Annotated in this window: 20 protein-coding genes; 9 read left to right on the top strand and 11 right to left on the bottom strand. The window is 60.6% G+C overall.

Features of this window, described 5'->3' with window-relative positions; all coding sequences use genetic code 11:
- Positions 1–3: 3 nt before the first annotated feature.
- Positions 4–426 carry a homoprotocatechuate degradation operon regulator HpaR gene (hpaR, locus tag HWQ56_RS10175; protein ID WP_176570347.1) on the bottom strand — a complete coding sequence of 141 codons (423 nt, stop codon included), beginning with the start codon at positions 424–426 and terminating at the stop codon, positions 4–6.
- 620 nt (positions 427–1,046) lie between these two features.
- Between hpaR and HWQ56_RS10170 the strand changes: the two genes are divergently transcribed.
- On the top strand, positions 1,047–2,057 hold the full coding sequence (locus tag HWQ56_RS10170; protein WP_209008706.1) for an MsnO8 family LLM class oxidoreductase: 1,011 nt from the start codon (positions 1,047–1,049) through the stop codon (positions 2,055–2,057).
- A gap of 453 nt (positions 2,058–2,510) precedes the next feature.
- Complete coding sequence (locus HWQ56_RS10165; RefSeq protein WP_176570346.1) at positions 2,511–2,792, top strand: pyocin activator PrtN family protein; 282 nt, start codon at positions 2,511–2,513, stop codon at positions 2,790–2,792.
- Here the strand turns inward: HWQ56_RS10165 and HWQ56_RS10160 are convergent.
- Entirely contained in the window at positions 2,761–3,912 is a 1,152-nt protein-coding gene (locus HWQ56_RS10160) for a tyrosine-type recombinase/integrase (RefSeq protein WP_176570345.1), read from the bottom strand. The two genes, HWQ56_RS10165 and HWQ56_RS10160, sit on opposite strands and share 32 nt — an antisense overlap.
- Before the next feature lie 100 nt (positions 3,913–4,012).
- On the opposite strand from HWQ56_RS10160, the gene dusA reads away from it, so the two are divergent.
- Positions 4,013–5,023: a tRNA dihydrouridine(20/20a) synthase DusA gene (gene dusA, locus HWQ56_RS10155; protein ID WP_176570344.1), complete on the top strand. Its 1,011-nt coding sequence runs from the start codon at positions 4,013–4,015 to the stop codon at positions 5,021–5,023.
- Positions 5,024–5,156: 133 nt separating this feature from the next.
- Positions 5,157–6,083: a transaldolase gene (tal, locus tag HWQ56_RS10150; protein ID WP_176570343.1), complete on the top strand. Its 927-nt coding sequence runs from the start codon at positions 5,157–5,159 to the stop codon at positions 6,081–6,083.
- 64 nt (positions 6,084–6,147) lie between these two features.
- Here the strand turns inward: tal and rssC are convergent, their stop codons facing one another.
- Both rssC and rssB read right to left on the bottom strand, forming a co-directional pair.
- Positions 6,148–6,630, bottom strand: coding sequence for an anti-sigma factor antagonist RssC (gene rssC, locus HWQ56_RS10145; RefSeq protein ID WP_158157958.1), 483 nt, complete (start codon positions 6,628–6,630; stop codon positions 6,148–6,150).
- Entirely contained in the window at positions 6,627–7,811 is a 1,185-nt protein-coding gene (gene rssB / locus HWQ56_RS10140) for a two-component system response regulator RssB (RefSeq protein WP_158157985.1), read from the bottom strand. The genes rssC and rssB overlap by 4 nt, the downstream gene beginning before the upstream one ends.
- Positions 7,812–8,082: 271 nt before the next feature.
- On the opposite strand from rssB, the gene HWQ56_RS10135 reads away from it, so the two are divergent.
- On the top strand, positions 8,083–8,382 hold the full coding sequence (locus tag HWQ56_RS10135; protein WP_158157959.1) for a PilZ domain-containing protein: 300 nt from the start codon (positions 8,083–8,085) through the stop codon (positions 8,380–8,382).
- Between the two features lie 55 nt (positions 8,383–8,437).
- Here the strand turns inward: HWQ56_RS10135 and HWQ56_RS10130 are convergent, their stop codons facing one another.
- A complete protein-coding gene (locus tag HWQ56_RS10130) occupies positions 8,438–9,136 on the bottom strand; it encodes an MlaA family lipoprotein (RefSeq protein ID WP_158157960.1) in 699 nt (232 codons plus the stop codon).
- Positions 9,137–9,328: 192 nt separating this feature from the next.
- Here HWQ56_RS10130 and pcrP point away from each other — a divergent pair, with 192 nt between their 5' ends.
- Both pcrP and HWQ56_RS10120 read left to right on the top strand, forming a co-directional pair.
- Positions 9,329–9,916: an HAD superfamily inactivated hydrolase PcrP gene (gene pcrP / locus HWQ56_RS10125; RefSeq protein WP_176570342.1), complete on the top strand. Its 588-nt coding sequence runs from the start codon at positions 9,329–9,331 to the stop codon at positions 9,914–9,916.
- A 122-nt stretch (positions 9,917–10,038) separates the two neighbouring features.
- Complete coding sequence (locus HWQ56_RS10120; RefSeq protein ID WP_176570341.1) at positions 10,039–10,302, top strand: DUF4404 family protein; 264 nt, start codon at positions 10,039–10,041, stop codon at positions 10,300–10,302.
- A 94-nt stretch (positions 10,303–10,396) separates the two neighbouring features.
- Here the strand turns inward: HWQ56_RS10120 and queF are convergent, their stop codons facing one another.
- The 4 genes from queF to HWQ56_RS10100 all read right to left on the bottom strand — a co-directional run bounded on the left by queF (position 10,397) and on the right by HWQ56_RS10100 (position 14,578).
- Positions 10,397–11,227: an NADPH-dependent 7-cyano-7-deazaguanine reductase QueF gene (gene queF / locus HWQ56_RS10115; RefSeq protein WP_176570340.1), complete on the bottom strand. Its 831-nt coding sequence runs from the start codon at positions 11,225–11,227 to the stop codon at positions 10,397–10,399.
- Between the two features lie 95 nt (positions 11,228–11,322).
- Positions 11,323–12,567: a lipoprotein-releasing ABC transporter permease subunit gene (locus HWQ56_RS10110; RefSeq protein ID WP_158157964.1), complete on the bottom strand. Its 1,245-nt coding sequence runs from the start codon at positions 12,565–12,567 to the stop codon at positions 11,323–11,325.
- A 69-nt stretch (positions 12,568–12,636) separates the two neighbouring features.
- On the bottom strand, positions 12,637–13,320 hold the full coding sequence (gene lolD / locus HWQ56_RS10105; protein WP_176570339.1) for a lipoprotein-releasing ABC transporter ATP-binding protein LolD: 684 nt from the start codon (positions 13,318–13,320) through the stop codon (positions 12,637–12,639).
- A 7-nt stretch (positions 13,321–13,327) separates the two neighbouring features.
- Entirely contained in the window at positions 13,328–14,578 is a 1,251-nt protein-coding gene (locus HWQ56_RS10100) for a lipoprotein-releasing ABC transporter permease subunit (RefSeq protein ID WP_158157966.1), read from the bottom strand.
- A gap of 94 nt (positions 14,579–14,672) precedes the next feature.
- On the opposite strand from HWQ56_RS10100, the gene HWQ56_RS10095 reads away from it, so the two are divergent.
- Both HWQ56_RS10095 and HWQ56_RS10090 read left to right on the top strand, forming a co-directional pair.
- On the top strand, positions 14,673–15,260 hold the full coding sequence (locus tag HWQ56_RS10095; protein ID WP_158157967.1) for a PilZ domain-containing protein: 588 nt from the start codon (positions 14,673–14,675) through the stop codon (positions 15,258–15,260).
- A gap of 83 nt (positions 15,261–15,343) precedes the next feature.
- Positions 15,344–16,066, top strand: a complete 723-nt coding sequence (locus HWQ56_RS10090) for a glycerophosphodiester phosphodiesterase (protein WP_158157968.1) — start codon at positions 15,344–15,346, stop codon at positions 16,064–16,066.
- A 42-nt stretch (positions 16,067–16,108) separates the two neighbouring features.
- Here the strand turns inward: HWQ56_RS10090 and sthA are convergent, their stop codons facing one another.
- On the bottom strand, positions 16,109–17,503 hold the full coding sequence (gene sthA / locus HWQ56_RS10085; RefSeq protein WP_176570338.1) for a Si-specific NAD(P)(+) transhydrogenase: 1,395 nt from the start codon (positions 17,501–17,503) through the stop codon (positions 16,109–16,111).
- A gap of 218 nt (positions 17,504–17,721) precedes the next feature.
- Positions 17,722–18,648: an FAD:protein FMN transferase gene (locus HWQ56_RS10080; RefSeq protein WP_158157986.1), complete on the bottom strand. Its 927-nt coding sequence runs from the start codon at positions 18,646–18,648 to the stop codon at positions 17,722–17,724.
- Positions 18,649–18,669 lie beyond the last annotated feature (21 nt).

The raw sequence follows: 18,669 nt of genomic DNA, 5'->3' as shown, positions 1-18,669 counted from the left end.
AACTCAGCGCTTCAAGGCCTTGAGATCATTGAGCAACCCCAGCAATGTCTGCAATTTCTCTTCGCCAAAGTCGGCCTGCAAGCGGCCGTAATTGCGCTCCATGGCCTGACTCATGGACGCAAACAGCACCTCGCCTTCCGCATCCAGGGTCACTAGTACGCGCCGCTGATCCTGTTCGGCCTTGCGGCGGCGCACCATGCCAGCGGCCTCCATGCGCGTCAGTACGCCGGTCATGCTGGGGCGCAGAATGCACGCCAGGTCGGCCAGTTGGTTGATCTCCAACTCCCCCTGCTGGCTGAGGATACGGATGATGCGCCACTGCTGTTCAGTCAACCCACACTGGTTTAGTGAGGGTCGAAAATAGCTCATCGCCACTTCACGAGCCTGCAGGAGGTTTAAGGTCAAGGAAGGTCTGGGGGAGGACATCGAACGCGCCAAACATAGTTAATAATTTAACTATTGTAGCACCCTACCAGGCGACTCGACACTTTTCCAATGATCCAATGACAAGTTTGAATGCTGCCTTTCCACAGCTAACCTTCGATAACCCCGTGCTTTGCAAATCCGCCAGCACATTTTTTCGCTAGAAATTTAGCTAGCCAGTATTGATGGGCGGCTCCTTCACAATCATCATTGTCACGCCAGAACTACCGAAAATAAAAGATAATAGGGCCCATCCATCCAGCCTAACCGAAACTATTCGCTCACCGATTTTCCTCCCGGCCTTAAGCCAAAATCGTATCCACCATCACATGATACAAGATAACATCCTCAACCCGGAGGATAGCTGGTTGGCATCAAGGTTCCGAATATATGCCGAAATTCGGTTCAGCCAACCCCAACGGCCACTTCGGATTTAAGCCAGTGACAATTCGCTTATGAAAAGTGCAAGCAAACCTATCGTAAACACATGTTCCAAAAATCCCAGGTTACCTAAAATGGGAAGCATATCTGGCCACTGGTTCAGAAACACTCTCATTGCTTCAGCCACGCTTCGGCGTGGCTTTTTTTTAGCCAGTTTCGACCCGTCGCCTCGAGTATTGTTCATGAAGCTGACCGTCATCGACCAAACCCCGGTTCATGCCGACCACCCCGCACACTCGGCACTCCAATGCTCTGTGGATCTCGCCATCGCCTGCGATCGCCTCGGCTACTATCGCTATTGGCTCGCAGAACACCACAATAGCGTTCAATTCGCTGGTCCTGCACCGGAGATCCTGCTAGCCCGTATTGCTAGCGCAACCAAACACATGCGAATTGGCAGCGGTGGAGTGATGCTCAGTCACTACAGCCCTTATAAAGTTGCCGAAACATTTGTTGTGCTCGCGTCACTATTTCCGGGTCGAGTCGATCTGGGTATCGGTCGCGCACCTGGTGGAGGGCATTTGAGTAGCGTCGCCCTTGCCTTACCTGCTCGCTTGGTCGAAGAAGATGTATTTACTCGCCAAGCCACAGAACTGTCGGCTTTTTTGCACTCTGGCTTTGAACGCAGCCACCCATTTTCCGCATTACGCTGTCTGCCTGCTACAGTGGCCTTACCAAAAGTGTGGATGCTGGGCTCGAGTGGCGGTACAGCGAAAATCGCAGGTGAATTAGGTATGGGCATGGCCTTGGCCCAATTCATTGCCCCACAGTTCACTAGCCCGGCCGCATTTGAGCAGCACGCCAGTGCCTGGATGCATTCAGGCCATCAGGGCTCAGCACCGCGACTGCTGGCACTTGCGGTGATTTGTGCACCTACAGATGAGCAGGCGAGGAAAATTGCGGGCACAGCCGTTTACCGCAAAATGATGGCCGGGCGTCTTCCCCGCGAGGAATTGCTTAGTCCAGAAGAGGTCGCGACACGACGCAAGCGCATGCATGCAGCGGATCAAGAAGAGTATGACCAAACGTTAGATAACATGATCGTTGGTTCACCCAGCACTTGCCGAACTAGGATAACTCAAATAGCCAACTTATTCGATTGCAACGAGGTTGGCATAGTGACTGTCACGCACACCTATACCGACCGACTTGTTAGCTACCAATTACTAGCTAAAGAGTTCGAACTCACCTAAGACTACTTTCGGTAAATCACACCAAACAAAAAAAGAAGAGGCAGACCCTGCAAATGAAGAAAACCCTCTTCAGTGACAAAAAGAGTGACAGACAAGTATAGAGACCCTAAATGCATAGCTCCCCCACCACAACCAGTAGCCAGCATGCATACCCAAAACACTAGGTCACGCAAATAAAAAAATGCCCTCCCCCTAAAACACCACCCATCGGCCTTCCAACCGATCTTCCACTGAAGAACGCATAGTTCCACTTTCCGGAAAAACTCACATTCAGAAGCACGTGACTCGCACCTCGCGAACCGCTTTAGAAATCCGTACCTTACCAAGAGCGTCCATACACTTCCTCGATATAAATTCGAGGCCATACTCCTCGAATTTTTTGTCTGCCCCGCAAAAGAAAACGATCATCCTAAGCCGTCGCCCGCCAAAGCCCCCCCTTTGAGGAGAACAAGGATGAACACCATTTTCCTGCTGATGGCCCAGTATGAAGGCAAAGCTATCATTCCTCTCAGCACGGTTTGCGCTGACTACTTCACTCATCTCACGATTGAGATGTTCCAACGCAAAGTACTGGCAGGCCAGATCAAAATCCCAATCACTCGCCTGGAGCCAAGCCAGAAGAGCGCCAAGGGCATCCACATCACAGACCTGGCCAATTACCTCGATGAGCAACGCGAAGCAGCGCTCAGAGAATGTCGCCAACTCAACGGTGCTTCCGCCTTGGGGCGACGTTGACTTCAGCCCTCGCGCCAAGCACGACGGGAGATTTGATCATCTTTTCGATCCACTCCCATTCCAGCCAGACGTCTCCCCGTCGCTTAAGGTGTGTGTAACGTCGCATCGAATTCCAATCCCTGTGCCCGGACACCGAGGCTACGCGCGGAATGTCCCATTCCATCTCGAACAACCGACTGACGCCCTCATGTCTAAGGTCATGAAAATGGAGATCCTCCAACGCCAAAAATTTACACGCCCGAGTCCACGCTGCGGAGATAGAGTCTGGGTTGTAGGGAAATATCTGATCACATTCCCGGGGCATCGTTTGCAGGATCTCCCAGGCAGGGTATGGGATATGGCACCAAACGTTGTTACCAATTTTTTGCCCCGGATTTTTCATGTCCCGGACCAGAACCCGATGCTCTTCCTCGTCGAGGTCTGCCCACCGAATTCTCGTAATCTCGTCCTGTCGACGGGTAGAGAACATCGCGAAGCCGATAACCTTGACCATGTTGATCGAGGTCGGCCGCGTCTTCTGTCCAGCACTGAAATGCTCCAGAATCTTTTCCAATTCAGCTTTAGATGGCCGTCGTGATCGCTCTTGGCTCCGCATATCGTAGCCAAGTTTCTTGAGCACCTTCCTGGCATCAGCCATCGCATGCTGGTCAACTTGGAACCCCCAGGCAGGCTTAGCCACCGAGAGCACCGCACCAAGGTGAGCCAGATCATTCGCCGCGGTCTGTGGCTGCACATCCCCGCCGGCTTTGGTCATACGCCACAGCGCGAACTCCACCAACCGCTGGCTATTGATATCGCTGTCGATGACCTGGCCCAATGAGGTAGATGCAATTGCCTTCAAGACAGCACGCTTGGTCTTGCCCAATGGTCGGGCTTTCTCAACCTCCTTCAAGTAGCGATCGATGATCTCAGCAAGAGGCACGCCGACTCGATTCGCCTTCTCTATAGCGTCGGGCTCATAGAGCTCCGCCTCACGTCGCCGGATCCACGCTTGAGCAGCCTGTTTCCGCGCGAAGGTCTGCGTCTCTTGGTAGACTTGCGCCCCATCACGATTGATCCGGATCTGGGCGGTGTAGCTGACTGTACCGTCAGCTCTTTTGCGGGGTCTGATAGTGGCCATGGAATTGGTACACGCCTCCGTTCAGTTGGTACATTGTACCAACGACTGGAAAAAAAACGCCTGAAAACGCCCGAAAATGGTACAAAATACGCAGACCAAAATGCAAACGAAATCAGCCTCAAACCCACTAAAATCAAGGCCTGAGCCTTCCCGCCGCTTCAGCGTTGCACCTATGATGGACTGGACAGACCGCCACTGCCGCTTCTTCCTCCGTCTGCTCTCCGCCAACGCCCTGCTCTACACCGAAATGGTCACCACTGGCGCCCTGCTCAACGGCGACGCCGCGCGCTTCCTGCGCCACGACGACACCGAGCATCCATTGGCGCTGCAACTGGGCGGCAGCGTGCCGGCCGACCTGGCGGCCTGTGCGCGCATGGCCCAGGACGTGGGCTACGACGAAGTGAACCTGAACGTCGGCTGCCCGAGCGACCGCGTGCAGAACAACATGATCGGCGCCTGCCTGATGGGCCATCCCGCGCTGGTGGCCGATTGCGTGAAGGCCATGCGCGACGCGGTGTCGATTCCGGTGACGGTCAAGCACCGCATCGGCATCAATGGCCGCGACAGCTATGCCGAGTTGTGCGACTTCGTCGGCCAGGTCCGCGACGCCGGTTGCCGGAGTTTTACCGTGCATGCGCGCATCGCCATCCTCGAAGGACTGTCGCCCAAGGAAAACCGCGACATCCCGCCGTTGCGCTATGACGTGGCAGCGCAGTTGAAAGCCGACTTTCCGGACCTGGAGATCATCCTCAACGGTGGCATCAAGACCATGGCCGAATGCCAGGCGCATTTACGCACTTTCGATGGTGTGATGCTGGGCCGCGAGGCGTACCATAACCCTTACCTGCTGGCGACAGTGGACCAGGAATTGTTCGGCAGCACCGCACCGGTCATTTCCCGTGCTGAGGCGCTGGCGCGGCTGCGGCCGTATATCGCCCGGCACCTCGAGGACGGCGGGGCCATGCACCATATCACCCGGCATATCCTGGGCCTGGGCCAGGGTTTCCCCGGGGCGCGCAAGTTCCGCCAGCTGCTGTCGGTGGATATCCACAAGAGCAAGGACCCGCTGGGCTTGCTGGACCAGGCCGGGCAGTTGCTCGAAGGCCGCTGACCGCTACGCCAGGGAACCGGCACGGCGGTTTCGCACTCCAACAAGCAGTCTTTGGTTACCCGCCCCCCGCGGCGCTTGAGCGCATGGCGGTGGTCGGGTAATGTCACTCAATCGCACAGGACAGAGCACGCTCATGACTTCCAAGCTGGAACAACTCAAGCAATTCACCACGGTAGTCGCCGACACCGGTGACCTCGATGCGATTACCCGCCTCAAGCCCGTGGACGCCACCACCAACCCCTCGCTGTTGCTCAAGGCAGCCGCCATCACCAGCTACGCCGACCTGCTGAATGACGCCGTGGGCGACGTCAAGGGCGATATCGGCCTGGCCTGCGATCGCTTCGCGGTCGCCGTGGGTAGCGGTATCTTGAAGGCGATCCCGGGACGCATCTCCACCGAGGTGGATGCGCGCCTGTCGTTCGACGAGCCCAAGCTGCTGGCCAAGGCCCACCAGTTGATCGACCTGTACGACAAGGCTGGCGTCAGCCGCGACCGCGTGCTGATCAAGCTGGCGTCGACCTGGGAAGGTATCCGCGCCGCCGAGAAACTCGAGAAGGAAGGTATTCAGACCAACCTGACCCTGCTGTTCTCTTTCGCTCAGGCCGCCGCCTGCGCCGACGCCGGGGTGTTCCTGATCTCGCCGTTCGTGGGCCGCATCTACGACTGGTACAAGAAGTCCACCGGTCAGGAATACACCGGCGCCGAAGACCCGGGCGTGCAGTCGGTCACGCGCATCTACAACTACTACAAGGCCAATGGCTACGACACCGTGGTCATGGGCGCCAGCTTCCGCAACACCAGCCAGATCGAAGAGCTGGCCGGTTGCGACCGCCTGACCATCAGCCCCGAGCTGTTGCAGAAGCTGTCGGATGACACCGGCACGCTGTCGCAGAAACTCAAGCCTGGCAACGCCGGCGAGCCGAAGCACACGCTGAACGAAGCTCAGTTCCGCTGGGAGTCCAACGAAGACGCCATGGCCACCGAGAAGCTGGCCGAAGGCATTCGCCAGTTCGCCCGCGACCAGGAGAAACTGGAAGCGTTGCTCAAGGCGAAGCTCTGATTCGCAGTCGGCAATGAAAAAGGGCGGCTTCCACGGAAGTCGCCCTTTTTTGTGGTAGCTGGCTTCAGCTGCGCTCGAGGGCGCTGACCAGGTCGTGGAACGCTTCGCGGTTGGAGTCGTTCAGGCCCATGAGGATCTTGTGCGCTTCCAGTACCTTGGTGCGCACGATGTCCTCGGACTGGTCCTGGGATGGCAGGTCGGTCAGGCATTCCGGGCATGGGATGGGGCGGTCGACGATGTTGAACACCTGGTCGAAGCCCATCGATTGCAGGAGGCGCGTGATATCCTCGTGGGTGGTGACCACGGTCGGCAGCAACCCTACCTTCTGCCGCGACAGGATCGACAGCTTGGCCAGCAGGCCCAGCGTGGTGCTGTCGATACTGCGCGTCTCGGTCAGGTCAATGACGATGGCCGAGAAATTCAAGGCAGTGAAGATCTTTTCAATAGTCGCATCCAGCGCCGAACACAAGGTCAGGCGCACTTCACCGACAAATTTCAGCACGAACGTGCCATCTTGCTCGGCGAACTGGATTCTACCCGTACTCATTCTAGGTTCCTGCTTAGCACCAACAGGGCGATATCATCCGGCATCTCCCCGAGCGTGGCCAATCCAAACTTCTGCCGCAGGCCATCCAGGCCGCCGCCAACTTCCTTGACGATTTCCGGCAAGGCAGCCTCTTTGTCTTTGAGTGTTTCACCGGGCAAAAGGTCCAGAATGCCATCAGAGAACAGCGTCAGGCTGAAACTCTCGGGCAACTCCAGTACGTGGTCACTGTAGGTGGCCTCGTTGAAAAGCCCCACCGGCAACCCTCGCCCTTCCAGGTAACGCACCTGGCCCTGGCTGAAGAACACCGGCAACGGCAGATGCCCGCCAATGCTGTACGTCAAAAGGCCGGTTTCCTCGTCGATGACCCCGCCCACCATGGTCACATGCTTGCCCAGCTTGCAGTTGATCAGGCCGCGGTTGATATGGCCCAGCACTTCCGACGGCTTGAATTCCGGCAAGGTGCCGCTGCGCTTGAATTCGAACATCAGGCGCGTGGTCATGAATTTCAGCAGCACGGTCACGAACGCTGACGAGGCACCATGCCCGGAAACGTCAGCCAGGTAGAATGCCACTCTACGCTCATCGACGCGAAAACAGTCGACGAAATCACCTGACAAGTACAGGGACGGGATGATCTGGTGCTCGAACTTGAAGCCGTCGACCTCCCACGGGCTCTCGGGCAGCATGTTCATCTGCACCTGGCGCCCGGCGTTCTGGTCTTCCTGCAACAGGTGCAGGCTGGCCTCCAGTTCGCGGTTGGCGGTTTCCAGCTTTTCCCGGTAGCGCTGGTTCTCCTGCAGCAGCCAGGCACGGTCAAGCGCCCGACGCACCGAGTGCTCAAGCACCGCCAGGTCTTCCAGGGGCTTGATCAGGTAGTCCGACGCGCCGAGGCGCAAGGCCTCCACGGCGTCGTTCATGACCCCCGCACCTGACAGCACGATCACGGGCAGTTCGGGCGCGCGCTCGGTGACCTGGCGAATGAGCTCCAGGCCACCGACCTGGGGCATGCGCAAGTCACAGATCACGAGATCGGGCTTTTCCTGCTCGAATACCTGAAGCCCCTGCAGGCCATTGCTCGCCTGCAGGACGCTGAAGCCACTGTCTTCCAGGTAGGCGGCGAGACTCGCGCGCACTACGTCGTCATCATCGATTATCAGCAGCGTGGCACTGGTTTTCTGCATGTGGGCAAACGGCGCCAGAAATTGGTTGGCGTAAGGTACTCGGCCGGGCCTGAGCTCGCTTACTGGATTCACTTCTAGCCTCTCCTGGTAGCCAGTGTAGGACAATGTGCCCTGACACGATTACCCAGAGGTGCCCTCTAAGGCGCAGACGGTACTCCCATCCGCCGGGTGTTTCAAGCGTGTGCCGATGGTCGCTTGCCGTCTTTACAGCGCAAATCACCGGGGGTTATAAAAACCCCTTCGCAAGCAACCTAATGGAAGGATGCAGCCCATGAGCCAGATCGATCGCGACTTTGCCGAGAAACGCGATTTCATTCGCATGACGGTCAACGCCAAAGTGTTTCTGAAAGTGGACGGGCAACGGATCGTGGGCGTGTGCCGTGACCTGTCCAGCACGGGCATGCAGATCGAGGCGCGCAGCAGCCTGCGGGTAGGCGACATCATCGGCATTCACCTGCCCTCCGAACACGCCGCCCTGCGCGACCTGGAGGCCCAGGTGGAGGTGGTGCGAGTCGAGGAGCTGGGCGCCGGGCTGCAAACCCTGGGACTGAGCATCCTGCAGATGAGCTGACGCTCCACCCCACGAAAAAGGCGACCCGAAGGTCGCCCTTTGCACATCGGGACGATCAGAAATCGTCGACGACGTGACCTTCCTTCACCTTGAACTCGCGCATCTGCAGGTAAGCGTTGCGGATGAAGGTGTACTTGTCGCCATTGATCATCTTCTCCGCCGACAGCAACTGCGCGCGGGTATCGACCATGTTCAGCGCGAACAGGCTGTTGCGCAGCGACATGTCGTCCATGTAGCGGTACGGCTGGGTGAAACTGTCGGGGTATTTGGCCAGGCCATCACGCACAGTGCTTGGCCCCAGCAGCGGGATCATCACGTACGGGCCGCTCGGCACGCCCCACTTGCCCAGGGTCAGGCCGAAGTCCTCGTCGTTGCGCTGCAGGCCCATGCGGGTGCCCACGTCCACGAACCCTACGACACCCAGCGTGGTGTTGAGCAGCAGCCGCGCGGTGTCGACGCCGGCTTCGCGCGGCTTGACCTGCAGTACATCGTTGGCCAGGTTGCCGACGTCACCGATGTTCTGGAAGAAGTTGTGCACGCCGTCCTGCATGAACTGCGGGGTGATGAACTGGTAGCCCTGGGCGATCGGTTTGAACGCGTAGGTGTCGACCGTATCGTTGAAACGGAAGATGACCCGGTTGACACCTTCCCACGGGTCTTCGTCCGCTGCCTGTACCCCTGGGGCCAGGACCACACCCGCGAACAGGCAGGCCTTGGCCAGACGATCGATCATTCCTGCACCGATCAAGCGCATAGACGTTACTCCTTGGATTCGAATCGGCAGCCGGAGGGCCCCGTGACATAAAGTGATGCAGTATAAAGCTTCTGCGGGCGGCGCGTCAGTCTTGTCGCAGGCCCGATACACAGACACCCAAACGTCATCACAGGTTCACGCAACTGTCATGCCGCCTGCGTAGCCTTCGAGGGTCTACACAGGGAAGCCGACATGCCTGACACCGCCCCTTGCGTACCCGCCTTCACCGCGCTGCTCTTTGGCCTGAGCGGCTGCCTGGTGGATTTCGGCGCGCGCACCGAACCCGAGGCCGGCCCCACGCCAGGCGCCCTGCAAGCCTTGAAGCAGCTGCACCACCAGGGTGTTCCCTGTGCCTGGCTGGACGAACTCAAGGAAGAGCTGGCCCTGCCGCTGGCCGCCCCCCTGCCCCAATGGGTAAAAGCCGTGGGGGCTACCGACGGCAACCCCTGGCCTGCGCCGGACGCCTGCTGGCAAGCACTGATGCACCTCAACGTATCGAAGCTGGACGGCTGCGTGCTCGTCAGTGGTAACCCGCGCCTGCTGCAATCTGGCCTCAACGCCGGGCTGTGGACCGTCGGACTGGCGTCCTGCGGCTCGCTGTGCGGGCTGTCCGCCCCGGAGTGGGCGCTGCTGGAATCCCGCGAACGCGACCTGCTGCGCGGCAAGGCCACGCTGCACCTGTTCGCGCTGGGCGTGCATTCGGTGATCGACCACCTGGAAGAACTGGGCACCTGCCTGGCCGACATCGCCCTGCGCCGCTACAAGGGGGAAAAGCCCTGATACAACGACGTTGATCAAGATCATGCAGGCAACGCGGCGCTGGATTAATCTAAAGGTCAGTCATGGACCTTTGGCAGTGCGCCGCGGTCAATGGCAGTGCCTATTATTGAAGGGAGATCGCCATGCCTGCCCGCGAACTGCAAGAGCAACTGAACACATTGCGCGAGCAATTGGAGCAGAACCCGCCGCTGAATGAAGAGGAGCGTGCCAACCTGCACGACCTGATGGCCCAGATCGAGGCCGAGCTGCAGCTGGAAACCGCCACCAACAACCCCAACCTCGCCGACGGCGTCAACCTGGCCGCAGAGCGCTTCGAAGTGGAGCACCCAGGGCTGGCGGGCACGTTGCGCAACATCATCCAGACCCTGGGGGGCATGGGTATCTGAACCCACGGCGCGCCCGATCCCACGGGGAAACCCCAACCAGCGATACCAACGCTGTGGGACCGGGCGCCCGCTCGGGAAGCCTGCGCCACCTACCTTACTGGCGGACGAGCCTCACGTTCTCCAAGGTCACCGCCGACATGCTGCGGTACGGGTTGATGTCCAAGCCACCGCGACGCACATACCGCGCATACACCGTCAGTTCCTGCGGATCAAGCAAGCGCTTCAGGTCCATGAAAATGCGCTCCACGCACTGCTCGTGGAAGTCCGAATGCTGGCGAAAGCTCACCAGGTAGGCCAGGAAGCTGGCGTGGTCCAGCGCCGGGCCGCGGTAGTGCACCGCGACACTGCCCCAGTCTGGCTGGCTGGTGACCGGGCAGTTGGATTTGAGCAGGTGACTGTGCAGGCTTTCCTCGACCCTGCGCGACGCATCGCAGCGCAGCAGTTCGGGCTGCGGGTGCTCATAGCTGGAAATGCTCACGTCCAGGTCATCGATGCACGTGCCTGGCAACCCGACCACCCCTTCCGCTTCCACCTCCGCCAGGCGGCGCACACGCACACCCACCGGCTTGCCGGCGGCCGCGGACAGGTCTTCGACCAGGCAGGCTTCCAGCGCTTCGGTGCTGTCGAAGGGGGTCTGGTTCAGCGAGTTGAGGTACAGCTTGAACGACTTGGACTCGATGATGTTCGGCGAGTCTGCCGGGATGCTGAATTCACCGATGGCCACCACCGGCTTGCCCGACGGCAGCAGCCACGACAGTTCGAAACAGTTCCAGAAGTCGACGCCCTGGTACGGCAGGGTATCGGCGCTCAAGCCCAGCTCGGCCCACTTGGCGGCGCGCGGGATGGGGAACAGCAACGATGGCGTGTAGGTGGAGATGTATTCGCTGGACTTGCCCAACGGCGAATGTTCGGCTGCGGGATGCATGTTGGAAACCTGGACGTGAATAAACCCGCCCAGTTTAACGGTTTGCGCGGCGCTTGTGGGGGCTGGCTTGCCAGCCCCCACCAACGGCTCCGGTTTTATTCGTAGCGCAAGGCGTACGCCGGTTCGATCTGTGCCGCGCGCCAGGCCGGGTAGATCGTGGCCAGGAAGCTCAGGATCAGGCCCGCGCTGCAGATCATTACCACGTCACCGGCCTGCAGGTCGGACGGCAGGTTGCTGATGAAGTACACGTCGGAGGTAAAAATGTGCTGGCCGGTCACCCGCTCGATCCAGCCCACCATGGCGCTGACGTTGAGGGCGGCAATGATGCCCAGCACACCACCGATCAGCGTGCCCACCACACCGATTACCGTGCCTTGCACCATGAAAATGCCCATGATCTGCCGGGGCGTGGCGCCCAAGGTGCGCAGTATCGCGATATCCGCGCCCTTGTCGTTCACCACCATGATCAGCGTGGCGATGATGTTGAACGCCGCCACCGCGACGATCATCAGCAGCAACAGGCCGATCATGGTCTTTTCCATTTTCATGGCGCTGAACAGGCTGCCCTGGGTATGGGTCCAGTCATCCGCCTTGTAGCCATCACCCAAGGTGCCGGCGATGGCCTTGGACACCTGGGGTGCCATGTACAGGTCCTTGAGCTTCAGGCGCACACTCTGCACCTGGTTGGGCTGCCAGTGCTGGATCTGCGCGGCGTCGGCCATGTGGATCAAGGCCATGGAACCGTCCAGCTCGGCACCGACCTTGAACACCCCCACCACGTTCAGGCGCTGCATGCGCGGGGTAATGCCGCCTGGCTCACCGCTGAGTTCCGGCACGATCAGGGTCAGCTTGTCACCCACGCTCAGGCGAAAGCGCCGCGCGGTGATGTCGCCGATGACCACGCCGAACTCGCCCGGCTTGAGGTCCTGCATCGAGCCTTGCACGATGTGGTCGGCGACGATGGACACCTTGCCCTCCTGGGCGGGATCGACACCGCTGACCTGGATCGGCTGCATGTAGCCCTTGTAGGACAGCATGCCGTCCATGTCGGTGAACGGCACCGCGGCCAGTACTTCGGGGTTCTTCATGGCGGCAGCGGCCACCGGCTGCCAGTCGTCCAGCGGCTTGGCGCCCAGAATCGTCGCGTGGGGCACCATGCCGAGGATGCGCGAACTCATTTCCTTCTGGAAACCGTTCATCACCGACAGCACCACGATCATCGCCAGCACACCCAGGCCCAGGCCGATCATGGAGGTCATGGAAATGAACGAGATGAAATGGTTGCGGCGCTTGGCCCGGGTGTAGCGCGCGCCGACGAAGATGGATAAGGGTCTGAACATACGTCAAGGCACCTGGAAAAAGGGTTGAAGCAGGCGCCCGGCGAGTGGCCGGGCGCAACGCCGGGTGGCTCAGATAGGGACCAGACGGCCCTCTTCCAGGCGCAGCACGCGGTCCATCTGGCGAGCCAGGTTGAGGTCGTGGGTCACCACCAGGAAGGCGGTGCGCAGCGACGTGCTCAACTCCAGCATCAGGTCCTGGATACCTTGCGCGGTATGCTGGTCGAGGTTGCCGGTAGGCTCGTCGAGCATCACCAGGCCCGGCTGGTTCACCAATGCACGGGCAATGGCCACGCGCTGACGCTCGCCGCCCGACAGCTCGGCTGGCTTGTGCGACAGCCGGTGACCCAGGCCCACACGCTCCAACAGCGCGGTGGCGCGCTGTTTCGCCTCGGGGATCGGCGTCTTGCCGATCAGCAGCGGCATGCACACGTTCTCCAGCGCCGTGAATTCGGGCAGCAGGTGGTGGAACTGGTAGACGAAGCCCAGGGCGCGGTTGCGCAACAGGCCGCGGGCTTTCTCGTTCAAGGCCGACAGTTGCTCGCCCGCCAGCCACACACTGCCCGTGGTAGGCGTGTCGAGGCCGCCGAGCATGTTCAGCAGGGTACTCTTGCCCGAACCCGACTGGCCGACGATGGCCACGCGCTCACCGGCAAACAGCTCCAACTGCAGATTGGACAACACCACGACCGACTCCGGGCCTTCCTCGTAGGACTTGCCCAGGTTGCGGCAACTCAGCACTGCTTTTTCACTCATGCCCAACTCACTCATAACGTAGCGCCTCTGCCGGCTGGGTGCGTGCGGCACGCCAGGCGGGGTACAGGGTCGCGAGGAAACTCAGGACCAATGCCGCGCCACAGACCATGAACACGTCATTGGCCATCAGCTGCGACGGCAGGTAATCGATGAAGTAGACGTCGGGGTTGAGAAACTTGTGCCCGATGACTTTTTCCAGCAAGGCGATGGCGGCGCTGACGTTCAGTGCCGCGAGCATCCCCAGCACCGCGCCGATCAGCGTGCCGACCACGCCGATCACCGTGCCCTGGACCATGAAGATGCGCATGATCTGCCCAGGCGTCGACCCCAGGGTGCGCAGGATGGCGATGTCGCCGCGCTTGTCGTTGACCACCATCACCAGGGTCGAAATGATGTTGAACGCGGCCACCGCCACGATCAGCAACAGCAGCAGGCCGATCATGGATTTCTCCATGCCGATGGCCTGGTACAGGTTGCCGTGGGTGCGGGTCCAGTCGCGGGCGTAGAAGTCCTGGTCACCCAGGTGCTGCGCGATCTCCCAGGAAATGCGCGGTGCCTGGAACAGGTCGGCGAACTTCAGCCGCAGGCCCTGCACCTGGTCGGGCTGCCAACGGTGCAGGCGGGCCAGGTCGTCGAGGTTGGTCAGGCCCAGGTAGCCGTCGATCTCGCCGGCGCCCACATGGAAGATGCCGGTGACCGTGAAGCGCTTCATGCGTGGGAACATCCCAGCCGGGGTGATGCTCACCTCGGGCGTGACGAACGTGACCTTGTCACCCACTTGCACACCCAGCTTGTTGGCGGCGTTGTCGCCCAGCATGATGCCGAAGTCGCCCGCCTTGAGGTCGTCCAGGCTACCCTGCTTGATGAAGTGATCCAGGATAGAGACCTTGCGCTCCTCGGCCGGGTCGACGCCGTTGAGCAGCATTTTCTGCACCTTGCCGTTATTGGTCAGCAAACCCTGCATTTGCGTGTAGGGCGCTACCTCCACAACCGCGGGATTCTGCTTTACTTTAGCGGCAAGGGCCTGCCAATCACTGATCGGCTTGCTGGATTCGATGGTTGCGTGGGGCACCATGCCGAGCACGCGGGTACGCATCTCATGATCGAAGCCGTTCATGACCGACAGCACCACGATCATGACGATGACGCCCAGGGCGAGACCGATCATGGAGGTCAGTGAAATGAACGACACAAAATGATTGCGACGCTTGGCGCGGGTATAACGCGCGCCGATGAACACGAAGAGAGGTCTGAACATGTCGGGGCTTGTTCGGGTGGAAGAGGAACGTCCTTGTGGCGGGGCTTGACGAGCAGCTTTACACTCAGACCACCGCCGCTACCATGGGTTCGCCATGTCGACATTAGATGAAGAAGATCGCCGCGAATACTACCGTATCGACGATAGGATCGCACTGGAAATTAGCCCGCTGTCGGCCGCCGACGCCGCGGGCACCGATGTGTTGCAAGATGCGTCACCGCTCTTCAACCTGCTCAGCGAACTGCACCTGAGCGAATTCGAGTCCCAGCACCTGCTGCGTCAACTCAGTGACAGCGACCGCACCCTGGGCAACTTCCTCAAGGCCCAGAATAAGCGTATCGACCTGCTCAGCCAGGTGGTGGCGCAGACCGTGCTGGGGCACATCGGCGAACCGCAGCCGGTGGTGCTGTCCGAAGGCGGCGTGGAGTTCAGCCATGACCAGGCCATGGCGCCCGGCAGCCGCGTAGCGGTCAAGATGGCCCTCATGCCCCAGGCACTGGGGTTACTGCTGCGGGCCAAGGTCACCCACTGCGACGCCAGGGCCGATGGCCGTTATGAAATCGGCACCGAGTTCGATTCCCTCAGTGACGCCCAGCGGCAATTGCTGGCACGCTATATCCTGCAGAAACAACAGGCCGAACGGCGCAAGGAACGCGAACAAAACGATCAGCCTGCTGCCTGACACGACAGGCAGGAGTGGCATGCCGACAAGCCAGCCCCTGCCTCCACCGCACACTGACCCAGCGATTTTTTGAAGGAACAGACGTGACCCTTATTTATGGCCACCGCGGCGCCAAAGGCGAAGCACCGGAAAACACCCTCACCAGTTTCCAGGAATGCCTCAAGCATGGCGTGCGCCGTTGCGAACTGGACCTGCACCTGTCCCGCGACGGCCACCTGATGGTGATTCACGACCCTACCCTCAAGCGCACTACCGACCGGCGCGGCAAGGTGGTGGAGCATGATGCCGCTGACCTGGTCACCTACGATGCGCGCAAAGGCGGCCCGGGCTGGGTTCAACCCTGCCCTATTCCACGCCTGGAAGAGCTGTTCAAGGCCTGCGATTTCGAGCACTGGCAACTGGAGGTCAAGAGCGCCTCGCGCACCCGCGCCGCCACCACCGTGCTGGCGATTCGCGAACTGGCGCAGGAGTACGGCATGCTGGACAAGGTCACCATCACCTCCAGCTCACGGGAAGTGCTGCGGGCCGCCGCCGAACTGACCCCGGACATCAGCCGTGGCCTGGTGGCGGAATACGCCTGGCTGGACCCGCTGAAAGTGGCCCAGAACCATGGCTGCAACCTGCTGGCGCTGAACTGGACGCTGTGCACCCCCGAGCGCTTGATCAAGGCCCAGCGCCAGGGGCTGCATGTGTCGGTGTGGACGGTCAACGAACCGGCGCTGATGCGTCGGCTCGCCGACTTCGGCGTTGACAGCCTGATTACAGACTTTCCCGGTTTGGCCACCGCCACGCTCGGGAATCGCTGAAATCGGTCTCCCCGGCCGGCTCAGGCCACCGGCCGGAGCCGCTCAAAAAAGCCGGTTGAGGCCGTCGTATGCGGCTACCCGATACGCTTCGGCCATGGTCGGGTAGTTGAACGTGGTGTTGACGAAATACTTCAGGGTATTGAGCTCACCCGGCTGGCTCATGATGGCCTGGCCAATGTGGACGATCTCTGATGCCTGGTCGCCGAAGCAATGCACGCCGAGGATCTCCAGGGTTTCACGGTGGAACAGAATCTTCAGCATGCCCACCGGCTCACCGGAGATCTGCGCACGGGCCATGCCCTTGAAGAATGCCTTGCCCACTTCGTAAGGCACCTTGGCCTGGGTCAGTTCGGCCTCGGTCTTGCCGATGGAGCTGATCTCGGGAATGGTGTAGATGCCGGTCGGCACGTCGTTCACGTAGCGCCAGCTGCCGTTGTCCACCACGCTGCCAGCGGCCGAACGGCCCTGGTCGTAGGCGGCACTGGCCAAGCTTGGCCAGCCGATCACATCACCAGCGCCGTAAATGGTCGGCACGCTGGTGCGGTACGCCTCGTCGACGTTGATCTGGCCGCGACCGTTGACCTTGATGCCAATGTTTTCCAAGCCCAGGCGGTCGGTGTTGCCAGTACGGCCGTTGCACCACAACAAGGCGTCGGCCTTGATCTTCTTGCCCGACTTGAGGTGCAGGATCACACCGTTTTCCAGGCCTTCTACTTTTTCATACTCTTCGTTATGGCGAACCATCACGTTGTTGTTGCTGAAGTGGTAGCTCAGGCCCTGGGAAATTTCCGAGTCCAGGAAGCTCAGCAGCTGCTCGCGGTTGTCCACCAGCTCCACCAGCACGCCCAGCCCACTGAAGATCGAGGCGTATTCGCAGCCGATGACCCCGGCGCCATAGATGATCAACTTGCGCGGGGTGTGGGTGAGGCTGAGGATCGTGTCGCTGTCGTAGATACGCGGGTGGTGGAAGTCGATGTCGGCCGGGCGATAGGGGCGCGAACCGGTGGCGATGATGACCTGCTTGGCCACCAGTTTTTCCTGCGCACCGTTGGCGCAGATGACTTCCACGGTCTGCTCGTCAGAGAAACTGCCGGTGCCGAAAAACACGTCGACACGGTTGCGCGAGTAATACGTGGTGCGTGATGCCACCTGCTTGGCGATCACCTGCTCGGCGCTTTTCAGCACGTCGGGGAACGAGAACCAGCGTGGTTCGCCAATGGCCCGGAACATGGGGTTGGTATTGAACTGGATGATCTGCTTGACCGAGTGACGCAGGGCCTTGGACGGGATGGTGCCCAGGTGGGTGCAGTTGCCGCCGACCTGGCGACGGCTATCGACCATCGCCACCTTGCGCCCTGCCTTCGCGGCGTTCATTGCCGCGCCCTCACCGGCGGGCCCGGAACCCAACACCACTACATCATAGTTGTAGACAGCCATGCGTACTCCTTCAGAACAGGCCGAGACACCACTCTGGTACCTCCGGCTCAACATGCCGCGCCGCGGCATCGAAAACTCGGGGATGCAGTCTATAGAAGCGTGAACGCCGCGAACATTAACCCTTGGTCGCGTCAAAGGCTATTGATCTCTGGGGGTTGGCGTCAATGGCAAAGGTGGAAGCGGTGCGGGAAATGGTCAACGAGTGAACCGCTCGGGCCTTACTTGCCCGGCACATTGGCCCCCGCCATGCGCTCAAACGCCGGCGTTCCACGGCTGGACAACACCTCGCCATCACGGCGCACGAACAGCGCCGCGATGTCATGCCCCTGGGCGTATTCCCAACCCTGCTCCGGCCCCAATATCATCAGCAACGTAGACAAGCCATCGGCCGACAAGGCCGAAGGATGAATCACCGTTACCGACGCCAGGTCATGGCTGATGGGCGCGCCCGTGCGGGCATCCAGCAGATGGGAATAATGCCGCCCTTCATGGACAAAGTAATGGGTGTGCTCCGCAGAGGTGGACACACCATAACCGTCAATGCCCAGCACCCGGCTGGCGTGAGGGTCGTCAGCGCGCGGGGCCTGCACGCTGACCTGCCAGGCACTGCCATCAGGCTTGCGCCCCACCGCCTTGAGCTCGCCGGTCGCCTCGGCCAGGTAGCTGCCCACGCCCATGGCCTGCAGGCGCGCGCCAATGCGTTCCACCGCGTACCCGGCCGCCACGCTGTTGAGGTCCACTGCTACCGCCGCGTCCTTGCACAGTTGGTCGCCGTCGATGCGAAGGTGGCGGTAACCCACGCGCTGACGGGTCAAGGCCAGCACGGCCGGGCGCGGCACCTGCTGCTGACGGCTGCCCGGGCCGAAGCCCCACAGGTCCATCAGCGGCCCCACGGTCTGGTCATAGGCACCCTCGCTGGCGCTGGACAGCGACTGGCCGTACTGCACCAGGGCCAGGACCGCGGGCGGCATCACCCGACAGCTATCGGCGGGCAATTCGTTGAAGCGGCGTACCTCGGAGTCGCCCCGGTACAGCGACAGTTGCTGGTCCAGCTCACCGAGGATGTTTTCCACTTCCGCCTGCACCTGGCGGGGCTGGGGCGTCTGCGCGCTGGGCACGTACTGCACGCTGTAGCGGCTGCCCATGGTCGGGCCGCTGAATGATTC

Source organism: Pseudomonas eucalypticola (assembly GCF_013374995.1).
In the GTDB taxonomy this organism is placed as follows: domain Bacteria; phylum Pseudomonadota; class Gammaproteobacteria; order Pseudomonadales; family Pseudomonadaceae; genus Aquipseudomonas; species Aquipseudomonas eucalypticola.
The sequence above is the reverse complement of the archived record's forward strand: the minus strand, read 5'-3'. Positions and strand labels throughout refer to the sequence as shown.

Excerpts from the sequence above, each read along its gene's own strand:
- hpaR (WP_176570347.1), bottom strand. The coding sequence starts at position 426 with ATGTCCTCCCCCAGACCTTCCTTGACCTTAAACCTCCTGCAGGCTCGT.
- HWQ56_RS10170 (WP_209008706.1), top strand. The coding sequence starts at position 1,047 with ATGAAGCTGACCGTCATCGACCAAACCCCGGTTCATGCCGACCACCCC.
- HWQ56_RS10165 (WP_176570346.1), top strand. The coding sequence starts at position 2,511 with ATGAACACCATTTTCCTGCTGATGGCCCAGTATGAAGGCAAAGCTATC.
- HWQ56_RS10160 (WP_176570345.1), bottom strand. The coding sequence starts at position 3,912 with ATGGCCACTATCAGACCCCGCAAAAGAGCTGACGGTACAGTCAGCTAC.
- dusA (WP_176570344.1), top strand. The coding sequence starts at position 4,013 with ATGCAAACGAAATCAGCCTCAAACCCACTAAAATCAAGGCCTGAGCCT.
- tal (WP_176570343.1), top strand. The coding sequence starts at position 5,157 with ATGACTTCCAAGCTGGAACAACTCAAGCAATTCACCACGGTAGTCGCC.
- rssC (WP_158157958.1), bottom strand. The coding sequence starts at position 6,630 with ATGAGTACGGGTAGAATCCAGTTCGCCGAGCAAGATGGCACGTTCGTG.
- rssB (WP_158157985.1), bottom strand. The coding sequence starts at position 7,811 with ATGCAGAAAACCAGTGCCACGCTGCTGATAATCGATGATGACGACGTA.
- HWQ56_RS10135 (WP_158157959.1), top strand. The coding sequence starts at position 8,083 with ATGAGCCAGATCGATCGCGACTTTGCCGAGAAACGCGATTTCATTCGC.
- HWQ56_RS10130 (WP_158157960.1), bottom strand. The coding sequence starts at position 9,136 with ATGCGCTTGATCGGTGCAGGAATGATCGATCGTCTGGCCAAGGCCTGC.
- pcrP (WP_176570342.1), top strand. The coding sequence starts at position 9,329 with ATGCCTGACACCGCCCCTTGCGTACCCGCCTTCACCGCGCTGCTCTTT.
- HWQ56_RS10120 (WP_176570341.1), top strand. The coding sequence starts at position 10,039 with ATGCCTGCCCGCGAACTGCAAGAGCAACTGAACACATTGCGCGAGCAA.
- queF (WP_176570340.1), bottom strand. The coding sequence starts at position 11,227 with ATGCATCCCGCAGCCGAACATTCGCCGTTGGGCAAGTCCAGCGAATAC.
- HWQ56_RS10110 (WP_158157964.1), bottom strand. The coding sequence starts at position 12,567 with ATGTTCAGACCCTTATCCATCTTCGTCGGCGCGCGCTACACCCGGGCC.
- lolD (WP_176570339.1), bottom strand. The coding sequence starts at position 13,320 with ATGAGTGAAAAAGCAGTGCTGAGTTGCCGCAACCTGGGCAAGTCCTAC.
- HWQ56_RS10100 (WP_158157966.1), bottom strand. The coding sequence starts at position 14,578 with ATGTTCAGACCTCTCTTCGTGTTCATCGGCGCGCGTTATACCCGCGCC.
- HWQ56_RS10095 (WP_158157967.1), top strand. The coding sequence starts at position 14,673 with ATGTCGACATTAGATGAAGAAGATCGCCGCGAATACTACCGTATCGAC.
- sthA (WP_176570338.1), bottom strand. The coding sequence starts at position 17,503 with ATGGCTGTCTACAACTATGATGTAGTGGTGTTGGGTTCCGGGCCCGCC.
- HWQ56_RS10080 (WP_158157986.1), bottom strand. The coding sequence starts at position 18,648 with ATGGGCAGCCGCTACAGCGTGCAGTACGTGCCCAGCGCGCAGACGCCC.